This is a genomic window from Synechococcus sp. R6-5 (assembly GCF_047461775.1).
In the GTDB taxonomy this organism is placed as follows: domain Bacteria; phylum Cyanobacteriota; class Cyanobacteriia; order Thermostichales; family Thermostichaceae; genus Thermostichus.
Genome location: NZ_JANSHV010000182.1, coordinates 1 through 15179, shown reverse-complemented (window position 1 = coordinate 15179; position 15179 = coordinate 1). Strand labels below are relative to the sequence as shown.

13 protein-coding genes are annotated in these 15179 nt (G+C 58.4%); 6 read left to right on the top strand and 7 right to left on the bottom strand.

What is annotated here, in order from left to right; genetic code table 11:
• Positions 1-54: 54 nt before the first annotated feature.
• On the bottom strand, positions 55-192 hold the full coding sequence (locus NW818_RS10085; protein ID WP_414350758.1) for a hypothetical protein: 138 nt from the start codon (positions 190-192) through the stop codon (positions 55-57).
• A 1-nt stretch (position 193) separates the two neighbouring features.
• On the opposite strand from NW818_RS10085, the gene murD reads away from it, so the two are divergent.
• Both murD and NW818_RS10075 read left to right on the top strand, forming a co-directional pair.
• Positions 194-1636 (top strand): UDP-N-acetylmuramoyl-L-alanine--D-glutamate ligase, encoded by a 1443-nt coding sequence (gene murD, locus NW818_RS10080; RefSeq protein WP_414424475.1) that lies wholly within the window; start codon positions 194-196, stop codon positions 1634-1636.
• Positions 1581-2705 (top strand): FtsW/RodA/SpoVE family cell cycle protein, encoded by a 1125-nt coding sequence (locus NW818_RS10075; protein WP_414424474.1) that lies wholly within the window; start codon positions 1581-1583, stop codon positions 2703-2705. The genes murD and NW818_RS10075 overlap by 56 nt, the downstream gene beginning before the upstream one ends.
• 144 nt (positions 2706-2849) lie before the next feature.
• Here NW818_RS10075 and NW818_RS10070 read toward each other — a convergent pair whose 3' ends face one another.
• A complete protein-coding gene (locus NW818_RS10070; protein ID WP_414424473.1) occupies positions 2850-3068 on the bottom strand; it encodes a hypothetical protein in 219 nt (72 codons plus the stop codon).
• Positions 3069-3159: 91 nt separating this feature from the next.
• Positions 3160-3783: a hypothetical protein gene (locus NW818_RS10065; RefSeq protein WP_414424472.1), complete on the bottom strand. Its 624-nt coding sequence runs from the start codon at positions 3781-3783 to the stop codon at positions 3160-3162.
• Positions 3784-4114: 331 nt separating this feature from the next.
• Between NW818_RS10065 and NW818_RS10060 the strand changes: the two genes are divergently transcribed.
• A complete protein-coding gene (locus NW818_RS10060; RefSeq protein WP_011431964.1) occupies positions 4115-4294 on the top strand; it encodes a hypothetical protein in 180 nt (59 codons plus the stop codon).
• 191 nt (positions 4295-4485) lie between these two features.
• Here NW818_RS10060 and NW818_RS10055 read toward each other — a convergent pair whose 3' ends face one another.
• Both NW818_RS10055 and pdhA read right to left on the bottom strand, forming a co-directional pair.
• The gene (locus NW818_RS10055; RefSeq protein ID WP_414424471.1) at positions 4486-6072 is read right to left on the bottom strand and encodes an NAD(P)H-quinone oxidoreductase subunit 4; all 1587 of its coding nucleotides are present in this window, start codon (positions 6070-6072) and stop codon (positions 4486-4488) included.
• Positions 6073-6328: 256 nt separating this feature from the next.
• Positions 6329-7330, bottom strand: a complete 1002-nt coding sequence (gene pdhA, locus NW818_RS10050; protein WP_414329458.1) for a pyruvate dehydrogenase (acetyl-transferring) E1 component subunit alpha — start codon at positions 7328-7330, stop codon at positions 6329-6331.
• A gap of 326 nt (positions 7331-7656) precedes the next feature.
• Between pdhA and NW818_RS10045 the strand changes: the two genes are divergently transcribed.
• Complete coding sequence (locus NW818_RS10045) at positions 7657-8469, top strand: phosphatidate cytidylyltransferase (protein ID WP_414329457.1); 813 nt, start codon at positions 7657-7659, stop codon at positions 8467-8469.
• Between the two features lie 60 nt (positions 8470-8529).
• Here NW818_RS10045 and NW818_RS10040 read toward each other — a convergent pair whose 3' ends face one another.
• Positions 8530-8781: a hypothetical protein gene (locus NW818_RS10040; protein WP_414350737.1), complete on the bottom strand. Its 252-nt coding sequence runs from the start codon at positions 8779-8781 to the stop codon at positions 8530-8532.
• Between the two features lie 505 nt (positions 8782-9286).
• Here NW818_RS10040 and NW818_RS10035 point away from each other — a divergent pair.
• Positions 9287-12025, top strand: coding sequence for a valine--tRNA ligase (locus NW818_RS10035; protein ID WP_414424470.1), 2739 nt, complete (start codon positions 9287-9289; stop codon positions 12023-12025).
• 246 nt (positions 12026-12271) lie between these two features.
• Positions 12272-12595: an RNA recognition motif domain-containing protein gene (locus NW818_RS10030; protein ID WP_011431969.1), complete on the top strand. Its 324-nt coding sequence runs from the start codon at positions 12272-12274 to the stop codon at positions 12593-12595.
• Positions 12596-12800: 205 nt separating this feature from the next.
• Here NW818_RS10030 and cobN read toward each other — a convergent pair whose 3' ends face one another.
• A complete protein-coding gene (gene cobN, locus NW818_RS10025) occupies positions 12801-15017 on the bottom strand; it encodes a cobaltochelatase subunit CobN (protein WP_414424469.1) in 2217 nt (738 codons plus the stop codon).
• Between the last annotated feature and the right edge of the window lie 162 nt (positions 15018-15179).

The window sequence follows — 15179 nt, the reverse complement described above, 5'->3', positions numbered from 1 at the left end:
TATTATTGACTAGAGTCATGCTCCAGCCTATTCCCAAGTTAGCCATCCAGGCGGCTAGGAAAACTCCATCCACTCCACCAACTGGTTACCCCCATAAGCAAGGGGAGTGTCGAACAAAAACATGCGGGTCAAGGACGTGACCGGTAAGATCCAAGCAGGGATCCCCAAATAAAGAAACGAAGTAGAAACCAACGTGCAACATCAAGTTTTGGGGTTAGGCATTGCGGGGCTGGCGGCAGCGCGGCTGTTGCGGGCCCAGGGCTATGAAGTGCTGGTTTGGGATGAGCAAGATTCCCCTCTTCTCAGACAGCGGCAGGCTGAGCTCAATCAAGAAGGGATCCCGGTTCGGCTGGGGCAGCCTTTTCAACTGGCCGAAGGGGTGAAGCAGGTGGTGGTCAGTCCAGGCATTGCTTGGGATCACCCGCTGCTGCAGGCGGTGCGTCAACAGGGGATCCCGGTGGTGGGAGAGGCGGAGCTGGCCTGGATCTATCTTGACCACCTACCCTGGGTGGGGATCACCGGCACCAACGGCAAAAGCACCACCACGGCTCTGGTGGCGGAAATGTTCAAGGCGGCGGGGCTGCAAGGGATCCCCTGCGGCAACATCGGCCTGCCCCTGTCGCAGGTGGCTTTGGAAACGCTCCAGGGAACGCTAGAGCCGAACTGGATCGTGGCGGAGCTGAGCAGCTACCAGTTGGAGGCCAGTAGCCGCCTCATGAGCAGCACTCCTGGAGGGCCGCCGCGCATTGGGGTGTGGACCACCTTCACTCCCGATCACCTAGAACGGCACGGGACGCTGGAGCGCTATGCCAGCTTTAAGGCTCGCCTTTTGGATCGGGCCCAGTGGCGGGTGCTCAACGGCGAGGATCCCTACCTGTGCTGCCGCCGGCAGGACTGGGAAAATACCTATTGGACTTCCCTTGCTGCCCCGCAACTCTGTTGCGATCAGGATCCCACTGCAACCGTTGACCTGCGGGAAAACCGCCTCTACATCCAGGGGGAGATGGTGGCGGAGCTGGAGGACTTTGCAGAACGCTGCCCTGGCCAACACAATCTGCAAAACCTGCTCTTGGCGGCAGCAGCAGCACGTCTAGCTGGGCTCCCCAACGCTGCCATTCAAAAAGCCATCCGATCTTTTGCCGGCATGCCCCATCGGCTGGAGCGGGTGGCGCAAATCCAGGTGGGAGCCACCCCCATCCGCTTTGTCAACGACAGCAAGGCCACCAACTACGAAGCCGGCTGGGTGGCACTCAACGCCCTCTCCCCACCCATTATTCTGATTGCCGGGGGAAGGGCCAAGCAGGGGGATCCCGGCGCCTGGTTGCGGTTGATTCGGGCCAAGGTGGCCCGCGTGGTGCTGATGGGGGAGTCTGCCCCAGCCCTGGCGGAGGCCCTCCAGGGGATCCACTATACTGACGTTGAGCTGGTGCCAACCCTAGATGTAGCGGTGGAAAGAGCCTTTGCAGCGGCTTGTTCCCTTTCGCGTCAAGCTCAGAGCTTGGGGAAGCCCGCTCAACCCATCACCATTTTGCTGTCCCCCGCCTGTGCCAGTTTTGACCAGTACTCCAGCTTTGAACACCGTGGCAACCATTTCCGAGCCTGCTGCCAAGCCCTTCAGGGATCCCTGGAATGCTGAGGCTCGCTGGCTGCGCTGGCTCACCTTGATCTGGCTGGTGCTGGGGCTGCTGATGCTGTTTTCTGCTTCCTACCCGGTGGCTCAGCGGATCACCGGCGATGGCCTCTACTTTTTCAAGCGGCAATTGCTCTGGGCCGGGCTGGGTCTGGGCTGTTTCTGGGCTCTGGTGCAGATCCCGCTGCGGCGCTGGTTCCCCTGGGCCGGGATCCTCTGCTTGCTGGGAGTTGGCTTGGTGTGGGCCACCCAGGTGCCGGGGTTGGGGGTTTCCCGCCTGGAAGCCAGCCGCTGGCTGGATTTGAAGGTGATCCCTGTTATCCAGCCTTCAGAATTGCTCAAGCCCCTGTTGGTCTTGCAGGGATCCTGGATCTTTGGCCGCTGGTTTCACCATCCCCTCTGGTTCCGCGTCCTCTGGGCGGGCATCTTCGCCTTTGCGCTCTTGGGGATCCTCGCCCAGCCCAACCTGGGCACCACGGCCATCTGCGGCCTCACCCTCTGGGCTATGGCTTGGACCGCCGGGATCCCAGCTTTCACCCTTTTGGCCACAGCGGGGCTGGGGATTCTGGCGGCTGTGGTGAGCATTCTCAGCAAAGATTACCAACGGCGGCGCATCCTGGCCTTTTTGGATCCCTGGGGTAACGCCCAAGGGGATGGCTATCAGTTGGTGCAAAGCCTGTTGGCCATTGGCTCTGGCGGCCTGTGGGGCAAGGGATATGGCCTCTCCCAGCAAAAGCTGTTCTACCTGCCCATCCAATACACCGACTTTATCTTCTCGGTGTACGCAGAGGAGTTTGGCTTGGCCGGATCCCTGTTCTTTCTGGGGTTGCTGACCTTCTACACTCTGCTGGGCTGGCGGGTGATGGGGCGCTGTCGGGAGTTGACCATTCGCTTAGTAGCCTGTGGCTGCCTGATGTTTCTGGTGGGTCAGTCACTGATGAACATCGGCGTGGTCACTGGGATTTTGCCCACCACAGGCGTGCCCCTGCCTTTGTTCAGCCATGGGGGTAGCTCCATTCTGGCAGGGCTGATCACAGCAGGATTGTTGGTGCGGGCAGCCCGCGAAGCAGGGTAAAGTAAGGCTGCATGTTGCCAACCCAGCAAAGGGATCCTTTCACGCAAGCAGCAAACCCAGAGGGCCAGGGATCCCTATTGGTTGGCCTCTGCTTTAGACCGGCTTCTTATGCGGCAAAATCCAGAGCTGACGTTGCAACCGAGCCTAGATCCAGCCCATTTCATCCAAAACGAGGGTAAACACCGTCGCACAACAAGCCACCAACAGTGACACATGAGCCGGTTGACCGTGGGCAATGCAAACACCGGCTGCCACCGAAGCGCCCGCAGCTGCAGAAAAGGTGCGACCTGCCCAATTGCCTTTGGAGGGTTTGTCAGAAGGATTGAATTTGTTAAACATTTTTACAGCAGAAAGAGGATACAAAAGGAATAAACTTCATTAGGAAACGGCCTCAGATTATCACCCCCCGACCTGACTCAAGAAGGATCCAAGGCCATTCTCAATATTTCTTCGCTTAGGCTTCAATCTTTCGTAAAATTGCGCTGAGATGCTCATAATCATCCCGCAACAGACAGCTCAACTGCCGACCTGCCTGTAAAAGCCAGTTGCGATCTCGGTTCAGGATTCGGTAAGTCTGGCGGATCACGGCAGCCACCAGCTCATCGGTTGGGATCCCGTTAACCTGTAGCAGGGTGCGCAAAAACTCGAAAGAGCGGCAAAATTCCCTCACTTCCGTATCGGAGCAGAGATAAACCGGCTGGTGAATCTGGGGAGGCCGTGGCGGCAAGTACTGGTAGACTCGTCCCCCGCTGACAAAGCCGACAATGGCCGCGCGGAAATCGGTGCGCAACATGGCAAAAATTTGGGGCTGTTGCTCCCGCAGCTCCTGAGGGGAGAGGCCCAAAGCCCTGGCGCGGTGGACGGTGTCGATGGGGGCGATGGCGGCATAGCAAACCACGCCATAGATCAGGTTGCCGGTCTCTTCGTCTTGGGAGCGCGTCCAACTGCCGAGAGCAGGCATGGGCGGGAAGGTCAGACGTTCCGGCTCGAAGCACTGGGCCACAAAGGTTGTGGTGTCGGCCTCCACCACTTCTCCAAAAGCAGAGGCAGGCTGGGGAGAGATGGCCTTGGCTCTCATCGCGATCTCAGACTTCTCAAGGGTTGCTGCTGCAAAGGCCGACGGAGGGAGACAGAGGAGTCAGGAGAAAATGGAATTTTTCCAGGTTTTAAGACTTGTGAAGATAGGGGCATCCCCTTGCCCAACATTTTGCCCCTTTTGCAACGTTTTGTCCGATCCCCGGACGGCAAATCGGCAACTCAACGGCCTATGAGATCCTCATTGCTAAGAAAGTTAGCCGATTTTGGGGATCCCTGCGTAATATATTTTTTCACACGCTCCCGCGCAAATTCGCCATCCTAAATATTAGCCATTCTAAGTATTGAGCAGTTGGCGAGCGGAGGGAGAAACAATGAATGCTCAGCAACGCGGCCAAATCATCGCTTCTGAGTGGATGATCGACAGCCAAAACCCGGTACACTCCATTTCTCGGCTCAAGCGTCGGGCGACCTACTCCGATGTAACCCTCTGGTGGTTGGTGGTGCAACTCAACCTGATGGAACAAAACTCTATCCACACCGATCACCGATAGGATGGACGGCACAAGAACAATCGGCTGCACGAAAATCCCAGCCCAGGAACATCCCGGATCCTAAATCCAATCTTAAAACTTAAAAAAAACAAAAGAAGAGCTGAAAGTTGAGTCGGGTTGCACCTCGAACACCAGCTCTTCTGGACAGAGTAAGGAATAGAGATAAAGAAGAACCGAGTCTCGACCCCCCTTTAATCCTCCAGAGGCAAAGCCGCCACCTGGGCCGGTTGCACTGGCGAGGGGAAGAAAGGCCGCTGCACGATTTCAGTTGCCAACACACTGCGCAACTGGGCAGCTACCGCCACCGTTGTGACATCGTAGGTTTGGGTAGCCAGGCGTGGGTAGAAGCCAATGCCGAGGATCGGCAACAGCAGACAGAGGGCCACCGCCATTTCCCGCGGGCGCATATCCCCCAGGTAATCTTCCAAAACTAGGCCGGGATCCTGAGCCCCGTAGAACACCTGACGCAGCATGGAGAGCAAGTAAATGGGCGTCAAAATGATGCCCACTGCCGCCAGCAGGGCAATTCCAGCTTTGAAGGTCGGCGCATAGGCATCGCTGGTGGTCAAGCCCAAGAACACCGTCAGCTCACCCACAAATCCGCTCATCCCCGGCAGCGCCAGAGAGGCCAGGGATCCCGCCGTAAACAGGGCAAAAGCCTTCGGCATCTGCTTGGCCAACCCTCCCAACTTGTCGAGGGCAAGGGTGTGGGTGCGCTCGTAGGTGATCCCCGTCAGGAAGAACAAAACTGCAGCGATCAGACCGTGGGAGATCATCTGCAGCACTGCCCCATTGATGCCCAGCTCCGTAAAGGCGGAGATCCCGATCAACACAAAGCCCATGTGGGCAATGGACGAATAGGCCAAGCGCCGCTTGAGATGGTTCTGACCAAAGGCCGCCAACGCCCCGTAAATGATGTTCACCACACCCAACACCGCCAGCACAGGGGCGAAGTACACGTGGGCTTCCGACAACATGCCCACATTCATGCGGATCAGGCCATAGCCACCCATCTTGAGCAGAACTCCCGCCAAGATCATGGAAATGGGAGCAGAGGCTTCGCTGTGGGCATCCGGCAGCCAGGTGTGCAGCGGAAAAATCGGCAGCTTCACCCCAAAGGCAATCAGCAAAGCCGCATAGGCCAACAGCTCCAAGGCCACCGGGTAAGACTTAGCGCTCAGCTCTGCCATCTCCAGGCTGAAGCCCTCGCCATAGAAGGCCATTGCCAGGGATCCCACCAGGATAAAAATAGAGGCGGCAGCGGTGTAGAGGATGAACTTGGTGGCGGCGTACTGGCGCTTCGGCCCACCCCAGATGGAGATGAGCAGATAGACCGGCACCAGCTCGATCTCCCACATCAGGAAGAATAGAAGCATGTCCTGCGCCAGAAACACGCCCACCTGGGCACCGTACATCAGCAGCAGCAAGAAGAAAAACAAACGCGGCTTATGGGTGAGATTCCAAGCCGCCACAATCGACAGGGTTGTGATCAAACCCGACAGCAACACCAGCGGGAAGGAGAGGCCGTCCACCGCCAGCGACCAGTGGAATCCAATTTGGGGCACCCAGGCGTAGCGCTCCGCCAGTTGCAGAGAAAAGTCCTGCAGGTCATAGTGCCGCGCAAAGACATAGACCATCAGGCCCAAATCAAAAGCCCCCACAGCGAGGGCATACCAACGCACCCAACGGCTCTGGGGGATCAAGGGGATCCCGAAGGCTGCCAGCAGAGGCAAGAGCACCAGCACCGACAGCCAGGGAAACTCAAGAGAATTGCTCATGACCGGGAATAAATACTCATGCTCGATATCTCAATGATATGAAGCTGTGTAAACAAATGGGAAGCGATATTTACAAAAAAATCTGCGCCATCGCGCAGATCTCGAGAAGGTTTCTCCAATGCCAATCATCGAGGAGCCTCGAGGGATCCAGCAGGACAGCACTCCGCCAGGTGGATGGGCCACCCGAGTTGGCCAGAGAACCTTGTGGGGATCCCCCGGCAAGCGACTCCCCCGCTACCGGGGAAGTGGCCAGGATCTACTCGTCTTCGGCAAAGACAAAACGGTGTAGCTCGTCCAGGGTTGGCTCTGGGCTTTCCAGAGCAAAAAGAACCGCGTCCTCAATCACGGCGCTGACCTCCGCGTGGATGGCTTGGAAGTCTGCCTCGGTCATTAGGTTGTGCTCCAGGGCATAGCGTTCCAGTTGCTTGATGGGATCCCGCTGCCGCCAGAACTCTTTTTCCTCAGGACTGCGCAGCTCGTCAGGGTCGGCCAGAGAATGGCCCCGGAAACGATAGGTGATGCACTCCAGCAAGGTGGGGCCTTCTCCGGCACGGGCGCGGGCGATGGCCTGTTGGGCGGCCTCCCGCACTGCTAGCACATCCATCCCATCCACCTGGTAGCCGGGCATGCCAAAAGCCGGGCCTTTGCGGTAAATATCGGTGTCGGAAGTGGCGCGTTCATGGGCCATGCCAATAGCCCAGAAGTTATTTTCCACCACATAGACGATGGGCAACTTCCAGAGGGCGGCCATGTTGAGGCACTCGTAAAACTGGCCGTTGTTGCAGGCTCCATCCCCAAAGAAGCAGGCGGTTACCTGGTCAGTGCCCCGGTATTTGGCAGAAAAAGCAGCCCCCGTCGCCACTGGGATCCCTTCGGCCACAAAGGCATAGCCCCCCAAGAAATTGTGCTCCGCCGAGAAGAGATGCATGGAGCCGCCCCGACCCTTGCTGCAGCCGGTGGCCTTGCCGAACAACTCTGCCATGACCGCCCGCGGCGGGATCCCGGTGCTGAGGGCATGCACATGATCGCGGTAGGTGCTGCACACGTAGTCGGTGGGCTTGAGCGCCTTGATCACCCCCGTAGAGACGGCCTCTTGGCCGTTGTACAGATGCACAAAGCCGAACATCTTGCCCTTGTAGTACATTTCGGCGCACTTGTCTTCAAACAGGCGGCCCAGCACCATGTCTTCATAAAGAAGACGAGCCTCTTCGGCAGAAATGCGAGCAGTTGTGGAGCGCGAAGTGAGTTCTTGAACCATGCTGCGGTGCAACGAATCAGAGGTATCTTAGGCGGTCAGCAGCGAGCTTTGCGGTTTGCCCATTATCTCATGCTCCAGTCTGTCTGCCACCTTACCTGGAAATCCCATCCTGCAGGGCCGAAAGCGGTTGTTTCGAGGCCAAGGGAGTTAAACTGAAAGGCTAGGGCAAGAGGCGTTTCCATTGCAGCAGCCGCATCAGGACTCCGTCCCGCAAACGCGAATCTTGAACACCAGAGGGGGGGTTTCTTCTGCTCTCGGCTTGGACGTCGATCTGCTGGAGCCGGGGGCAAGAGGTATTTGGCCAGCCAACGTGACGGGGTGCGCCCATGGGAGCCCGTTGGGTTAGCGGTTTTGCGGCGGTGTTGTTTGCGTTGGCGGTCACCCTGCTAGGGGGCTGGTATTTTACTGCAGCCATTGGGCTAATCATTTTTTTGGCCCAGTTGGAGTTTTTTCGCTTGGTGCAAGCCAAAGGCAATGCGCCGGCCATGCGCACCACCATGTTTTCCAGCCAGGTGCTGGTGATTTTGCAGCAGGTGAGGCCGGAGTGGACCAGCCCTGCCTTTATCGTGGCGGGATCCATCATCTGTTTTTATTTGCTCTTTAAGCCCAAGGTGGCCACCATTGCCGATATTGCCACCTCGATTTTGGGGTTGTTCTACTGTGCGTTGCTGCCCAGCTTCTGGATTCGGGTCAGGGCCTTGTCTTTTGCGCAAGGGCTGGGCGAAGGGCTATGGATTACGCTGCTGGCCATTGGCTGCGTGATCGCCGCAGATGTAGGGGCCTACCTGTGTGGTCGGGCCTTTGGGCGCACCAAGCTCTCCATCCTCAGCCCGAAAAAGACGGTGGAAGGGGCGGTAGCCGGGATTGCCGCCAGCATGACCCTTGCGGTGGTTGGAGCCTATTACCTGGGCTGGCCGTGGAGCTGGTTGAGTGGGGGCATTCTGGGGTTTTTGATTGGGTTAACCAGCCTGCTGGGAGATCTCACAGAATCTCTGATGAAACGGGATGCAGGGGTGAAAGATTCCGGGGATCTGATCCCGGGCCACGGTGGCATCTTGGATCGGGGAGACAGCTATGTGTTCACCGCGCCACTGGTGTTTTACTTCATGGAATGGCTCAACGCTTACTCTGGGCTCTAGAGCCATCTCGTAAGCCTGCCAAAACCCAAGAACGCACACCAGTTACAAGTGGAGGAGCCCTCAATTCAAAATGGCTTGGCACTCGGGAGCCTCTAAAAACTCGTCCGGCGAAATGAGGTATCCTGGAGGCGCAGTCACAGGCACGAACCCCTCCAAGTTCAACTCGGTTTCGTCGTAAACCACCAGTTGGCTGATACTGAAAGTGTGATGTTTGTATACCTCTACCTCGAGAATGCGGGCTTTTCGCTGGATAATCCAAGGGGTCTCCCCTTCTAGTTCAGAAGGGGCCAGAGGGCGATCTAGGCCAAACACGAACTCTCCACTTCGACCGACGAGAATTGCCTCCAGGCTACCGGGCTTTCCTGCACCTACAAAGCAAAAAAAGTAGTCAGAGTGCGGGATAAAATACAGGCCTATCAGGGGTAGTAGAGGCGGCCAGGATTGTTCATCCGGATGAAGGCGAGCACTGAAGCAAGCTTCATAACCTGCCAGAGAGCCTGGTTCAAAAGGCTCCCCACGACAAAGTAGGATGTCTCTCTCTGATCTCTTCCAGTCCTGTTGCGCCAAGGCAGGGATCCCAGGGGATAGAGCCATCAGAGCCATCAGGACCGTTGCCGTCAATGATCTGGACATAACGCCGTACCCAAAGCTGAGGATGGTAGTACCCTAGCTCGAAATCCCTCTCTAGCCGTGTGATTAGGGTCAAGACCGATGGGCCACTCTACCCCGAAGGGCAAAGGGTTGAACTGCTACTCTATAAAGATAAAGTGATTCATCAAAGTGATTCATCCTTCTCAGCCGTTGGCCTATCCTCCCTATGACTGCTGCAATTTCCTCCGCCAACCTGCCCAGCCAGTACAACCCCTTCGAGACCGAGCCGAAGTGGCAGCGCTTTTGGGAGGAGAAGGGCTTTTACGTGGCGGATCCCAAGGCGCCGGGAGAGGCCTTTAGCATGGTGCTGCCCCCGCCCAATGTGACGGGCAACCTGCACATGGGCCATGCTTTTGCCTTTACCCTGCCGGATGTGGTGACGCGCTACAAGCGCATGCGCGGCTACAACGTGCTCTGGCTCCCCGGCACAGACCATGCCAGCATCGCCGTGCACACCATCCTGGAAAACCAACTGCGCCAAGAGGGCAAGACCCGCTTCGATCTGGGCCGCGAGGCTTTTCTGGAGCGAGCCTGGGCTTGGAAGGAGCAGTCGCAGGGAGCCATCAAGAGCCAGTTGCGGCGGCTGGGTCTCTCGCTGGACTGGACGCGGGATCGCTTTACCCTCGACGAGGGGTTGAGCCGGGCGGTAACCGAGGCGTTTGTGCGGCTGTACGAGGCGGGGCTAATTTACCGGGGGGAATATCTGGTGAACTGGTGCCCGGCCACCCAGTCGGCGGTGTCAGACATTGAGCTAGACGACAAAGAGGTCAAGGGCCACCTGTGGCATTTTCGCTATCCCTTGGCCGAGGATCCCAGCCAGTATCTGGTGGTGGCCACCACTCGGCCCGAGACCATGCTGGGGGATACGGCGGTGGCGGTGAACCCCCAAGACGAGCGCTATTGCCATCTCATCGGCCAGTTCATTCGCCTGCCCATTAAAAATCGCCTCATCCCCATCATTGCGGATGAGTATGTGGATCCCTCCTTTGGCTCCGGGTGTGTGAAAATTACCCCGGCCCACGACCCCAACGACTTTGAAATCGGCAAACGGCACCAATTGCCCTTCATCAACATCCTCAATAAAGACGGCACCCTCAACGAAAACGGGGATCCTTTCACCGGCCTAGATCGCTTTGTGGCCCGAGAAAAGGTGGTGCAGTGGTTTGCCGAACATGGCCTGCTGGAGAAGGTGGAGGACTACACCCACACCGTTCCCCACAGCGACCGCGGCGGCGTGCCCATCGAGCCTTTGCTTTCCATTCAGTGGTTTTGCGATGTGTCGGGGATGGGAGCCCGCTGTTTGGAAGAGGAATACCAACGGAATAGCCCCCGCTTTATTCCCGAGCGCTGGGCCAAGGTTTATACCGGCTGGCTGGAAAAGCTGCGCCCCTGGTGCATTTCCCGGCAACTGTGGTGGGGCCATCAGATCCCGGCTTGGTATCCAGTCCTCAATGGCCAGCTTCTCGAGGATCCCCAAGCTTTTGTGGTGGCCCGCAACGGCGAGGAAGCGCTGCTCAAGGCACGGGAAAAGTTTGGCCCAGAAGTTGAGCGGGTGGAACAGGATCCCGATGTGCTGGATACCTGGTTTAGCTCTGCTCTGTGGCCCTTTTCAACCCTGGGCTGGCCGGAAGAGACCGAGGATTTCAAACGCTACTATCCCAACTCCCTGATGTCCACGGGCTTTGACATCATTTTCTTCTGGGTGGCCCGCATGGCCATGATGGGATCCCAATTTACCGGCCAGATTCCCTTCAAAGATGTGTACATCAATGGCCTGGTGCGGGATGAGCACGGGGCGAAAATGTCCAAAACCAAGGGAAATGGCATCGATCCCCTGGAGCTGCTGGACAAATACGGCACCGACGCCCTGCGCTATGCCCTGGTCAAAGAGGTGGTGGGGGCAGGGCAGGATATCCGCCTGGCCTATGACCGCAAGACCGGGGAGAGCGCCAGCGTGGAGGCCGCCCGCAACTTTGCCAACAAGATCTGGAACGCCTCCCGCTTTGTGCTCATCAACTTGGAGGGACAGACCCCCGCCCAGCTGGGATCCCCTGCCCCCGAAGCGCTGGAGCTGGCCGATCGCTGGATCCTGTCGCGGCTGCACTCCACGGCCACCCAAGTTATCGCCGAGCTGGAAGCCTATGGCCTGGGCGAGGGGGCGCGCCTGCTCTACTCTCTCATTTGGGATGACTTTTGTGACTGGTACATCGAGCTGGTCAAGCCCCGGCTGCGGGGAGAAAACTTGGCTTCCAAGCGCACAGCGCAGCAGGTGCTGGCCATCGTTTTGGAAACCATTCTCAAACTGCTGCACCCCTGGATGCCCCACATCACCGAGGAGATCTGGCAGCTTCTCACCCAGGTCAATCAAACCACTTCCATCTCTGTGCAGCCCTATCCCACCCCGGATCCCACCTGGATCGACCCCCAACTGGAGCGGGAGTTTGGCTTGGTGATCCAAACCATTACCAGCCTGCGCAACCTGCGGGCAGAAGCCGGCCTCAAGCCCCATCAGACCATCAGGGCCCTTTTGCTCACTACCGATCCCGCCGAGCAGCGGATCCTGACGGCTGCCCAAGCTTATATCTGGGATCTGGTTAAGGCCGAGGCTTTGGAGATTACGGGATCCCTGGCCACGGAGCCCAAACAGGTGGCGGCTGCAGTGGTGGGCACGGTGCAGGTGCTGATGCCCTTGGCAGGACTGGTGGATGTGGAAGCGCTGCGGGCCAAGCTGCAAAAAGACCTGGCCAAGCTGGAAAAAGAGGCCCAAGGGATCCGCGCTCGCCTAGAGAACCCCAATTTTCTCAACCGGGCCAACCCTGAAGTGGTGCAAGCCAGTCAGGAACAACTGGCAGAGCTGGAAGCCCAGATGAGGTTACTGGGATCCAGGCTGGAGAAGCTGGGCTGAGGTGGCGTCAGCGCAGGTAGGGCAGCGGAGTGTTTGGGCCGGGCCAGTTGGGGTGTGAAGGCAATGTCCCCAGAATTTCGCGAAATCGAAGTGGTGAACCCCTGCTTCTGTGTTAGGATAGAAGCTGAGATTGTTATCGGTTGTAGTGCTCGTTTCTTCTGGTCTTGACGGATTTTCACGTTTTGTATTGGCAGACGGCTCTCCGAACATCTCACCCTTTGTTACTCTCTCTTTCGGAGATCGTCTATGTCGATTTATGTTGGCAACCTTTCCTTTAAGGTGACAGAAGCGGATTTGACCGCTGTTTTTGCTGAGTACGGTTCTGTCAAGCGGGTGCAAATCCCCACTGACCGCGAGACAGGCCGCATTCGGGGCTTCGGGTTTGTGGAAATGAGCTCTGAAGCAGAGGAGCAAGCCGCCATTGCTGCGCTGGATGGGGCGGAATGGATGGGGCGCGACCTCAAGGTGAACAAAGCTCGTCCCCGGGAAGAACGCCCCACCTCAGGTTTCCGCTCTGGTAACGCGAACAGTGGCGGCGAGCGGCGGCGGAGTTTTCAATCTCGCTATTGAAACGCCCGCTAGGGCTTCCCGGTAGCTGGCCAGGGGGCACCTAGGCGCGAGCCGGTCTTGGGCTACGATTCCGGGATCCAGCTGTTTCTCTAGCCTGCTTCCATTGTTCCAACAGAGGAGTTGATGAGGGATCCCGATCAACTCCTCTTACTCTTAAGATTCTTCCTTGCTCCCTGAGAGAGGAAAATAAAACGCTTGGCTTGGGTTACGGCGAGTTCGGGGATCCCTCTGGCCAAGGATCCGTTAGATCGGCGGTCAAGGGATCCCAGTCCCATCCCCAATCGCGGGCAATGGCCTGAGTAATCCCCAGTTGTCCGTGGCCGGGGTAGCGGGCCAGCGCTACCACCAGATCAACAAGCTGCTCGCCGGCAGGGATCCGGCCAAAGATGTGCAGCCCATCGCGAATCTGGGATTCTTTTAGCTCGCAAAGATAGCCATCCAGGCGATTCCAATCTTCTTCTTTTTCCAGGTTGAACTGCTGGTCTAGATGCTCTGCTCGAACCAGCTCCTGAATCTGGGCGCGAATCAGCGGGCAGCGGCCTGGATCCATCTGTTGGGCCTGCACGTACTCATCCATCAACCGTTCCAAATCCGCCAGGGGGCCGTACAGCTCGGCGCGGGTAAGGGGCGGGGTGAGGTGGTCGATAATCACTGCCTGGGCTCGCCGCTTGGCCTGGGATCCCTCTCCTGGGTCGTTGACAATGAAGGGGTAGAAGTGGGGCATTGGCCCCAGAGCAACCTCCGGGTAGCAGGTGGCGGAAAGGGCGGATCCCTTGCCGGGCAGCCATTCCAAGTTGCCGTGCTTGCCCACATGCACCACCGCTTGAACGGCGAAGACCTGCCGCAACCACAGGTAAAAAGCCAGGTACTCGTGGGGGGGCACCAGATCCGGGGCGTGGTAGTTCAACGAGGGATCCCGGTCGTAGCCCCGCGGGGGCTGAATGCCTACAAACACCTGCCCTAACTGCAGTCCCACCACGGGAATATCTCGAGAGGGCGGATCCCCCCACTGCCGGACGAGGTCGGTCTGGATGGGCTCAGGCAAGCGGGCAAACCACTCTCGATAAAGGGCAGCAGAAAGGCATTGCCGAGCCGGGCGCAGGGATCCCAAGGGGTCGTAGGTCTGGCCTTCGGTTAGCCAATGGATGAGTTCATCTCCAGTCTGGGGCAGGGGATCTACTGAGTAGCCAGCTCCCGCCAAAGCTTTGAGAATTTCCACACAACTGGCAGGGGTATCCAGACCCACCCCATTGGCCAGTCGCCCGTCCCGACTGGGGTAGTTGGCCAAAATCAGAGCCAGACGGCGCTGGTTGGCAGGGGTACGCCGCAATTTCACCCAGTTGGCCGCCAAATCGGCTACAAACTCCACCCGATCCGGCACAGCCACGTAGGCCACCACCTCCGTTTGCAAGTGGGGATCCCGCTGTTGAACCGCTTTGAAGGAAACGGCGCGGCTGATGATGCGCCCATCCACCTCCGGCAAAGCCACATTCATGGCCAGATCCCGCGCCCCCAATCCCCGCGTGGAGTTCTCCCAGCTCTGCCGGGATCCACCGCTGAGGATTACCTGCAAAACAGGCACATCCAACTCCTGCCACAGCCTCACGTCGGGCTGGTGGCTGTCCAACCGCGCCAGCGAAAAACTGGTGGTGTTGAGCAACAGGTCAATCTGGCCGCCGAAGTGATCCCGAATGGCTGGGGGCAAGTCTGGGTCTTGAAGGCTATAGGTATACAGGCAAAGGGGTTGTAGCCCCCGCTCCACCAAGGCTTTTGCCAATTGATCCACCGGCTCTGTATTCCCCGCCAGAACATGGGCCCGGTAGAGTAAAATCCCCACCTTGGGAGCTTGGGGATCCGCCAGCGGAGCTATGGGGGGTTGATAGATCCCTAGACGAGGCAGCACTTGAGGATCCGGCACCGAATATTGGCCCCCCAGAAACTCCCTAGCCAGAAACAGCAGACAGGCAGCCACATTCTCCGCTCCCCCCTCCAGCCAGTACCGCCACACCCGATCCGCCACCGCCAGGGGCACAGTGGAATGGCTCACCAAATCCCAGTCGGGGCGATCGTCCCCAGGAATGACGATCAGGGTGGATCCCTCCTCGGCGGCCACCTGCTTGGCTACCTCCAGGCCATAGCTCCAGTAGGCCCTTCCCCCCAACAGGCGAAGGAGCACCACCTGCGCCCGCCGCAGCACCCTCTCGGCATAGTCATCCAGGCTGAGGGGCTGTTGCAACTGCAACAAATTGGCCGCCCGCACCGCCGGAAAATCGCCGGGCAACAGGCGCAGGGCTGCGCTCAAGGCCGTGAGATCCGTATCGGCTGCCGAAAGGATAACGATGGGAGCGGGATCCTGCTCCAAGAAAATGACGCCGGATTGGGAAGGATCCCATCCCCCTGGCAAAGCAGCTATTCGGTGCATGGCCGCTCTCCCAAGGGAAGGAAGCTCAGGCTTAGCGACTGTACTTGAAGCACAGAAGCACCCCAGCTCCCAGCGCTCAACTGGTCAGGAAGGGCTCCCGTAGTGGTTCCCGCTACCCAAGCATTGCCCTGTCCAAAGTGCTCCGCACCGCTGGCGCGAAAG

Bases quoted from the DNA above. Each gene is read 5' to 3' on its own strand.
- cobN (WP_414424469.1), bottom strand. From the start codon at position 15,017: ATGCACCGAATAGCTGCTTTGCCAGGGGGATGGGATCCTTCCCAATCC.
- pdhA (WP_414329458.1), bottom strand. From the start codon at position 7,330: ATGGTTCAAGAACTCACTTCGCGCTCCACAACTGCTCGCATTTCTGCC.
- NW818_RS10030 (WP_011431969.1), top strand. From the start codon at position 12,272: ATGTCGATTTATGTTGGCAACCTTTCCTTTAAGGTGACAGAAGCGGAT.
- NW818_RS10060 (WP_011431964.1), top strand. From the start codon at position 4,115: ATGAATGCTCAGCAACGCGGCCAAATCATCGCTTCTGAGTGGATGATC.
- NW818_RS10055 (WP_414424471.1), bottom strand. From the start codon at position 6,072: ATGAGCAATTCTCTTGAGTTTCCCTGGCTGTCGGTGCTGGTGCTCTTG.
- NW818_RS10045 (WP_414329457.1), top strand. From the start codon at position 7,657: ATGGGAGCCCGTTGGGTTAGCGGTTTTGCGGCGGTGTTGTTTGCGTTG.
- NW818_RS10035 (WP_414424470.1), top strand. From the start codon at position 9,287: ATGACTGCTGCAATTTCCTCCGCCAACCTGCCCAGCCAGTACAACCCC.
- NW818_RS10065 (WP_414424472.1), bottom strand. From the start codon at position 3,783: ATGAGAGCCAAGGCCATCTCTCCCCAGCCTGCCTCTGCTTTTGGAGAA.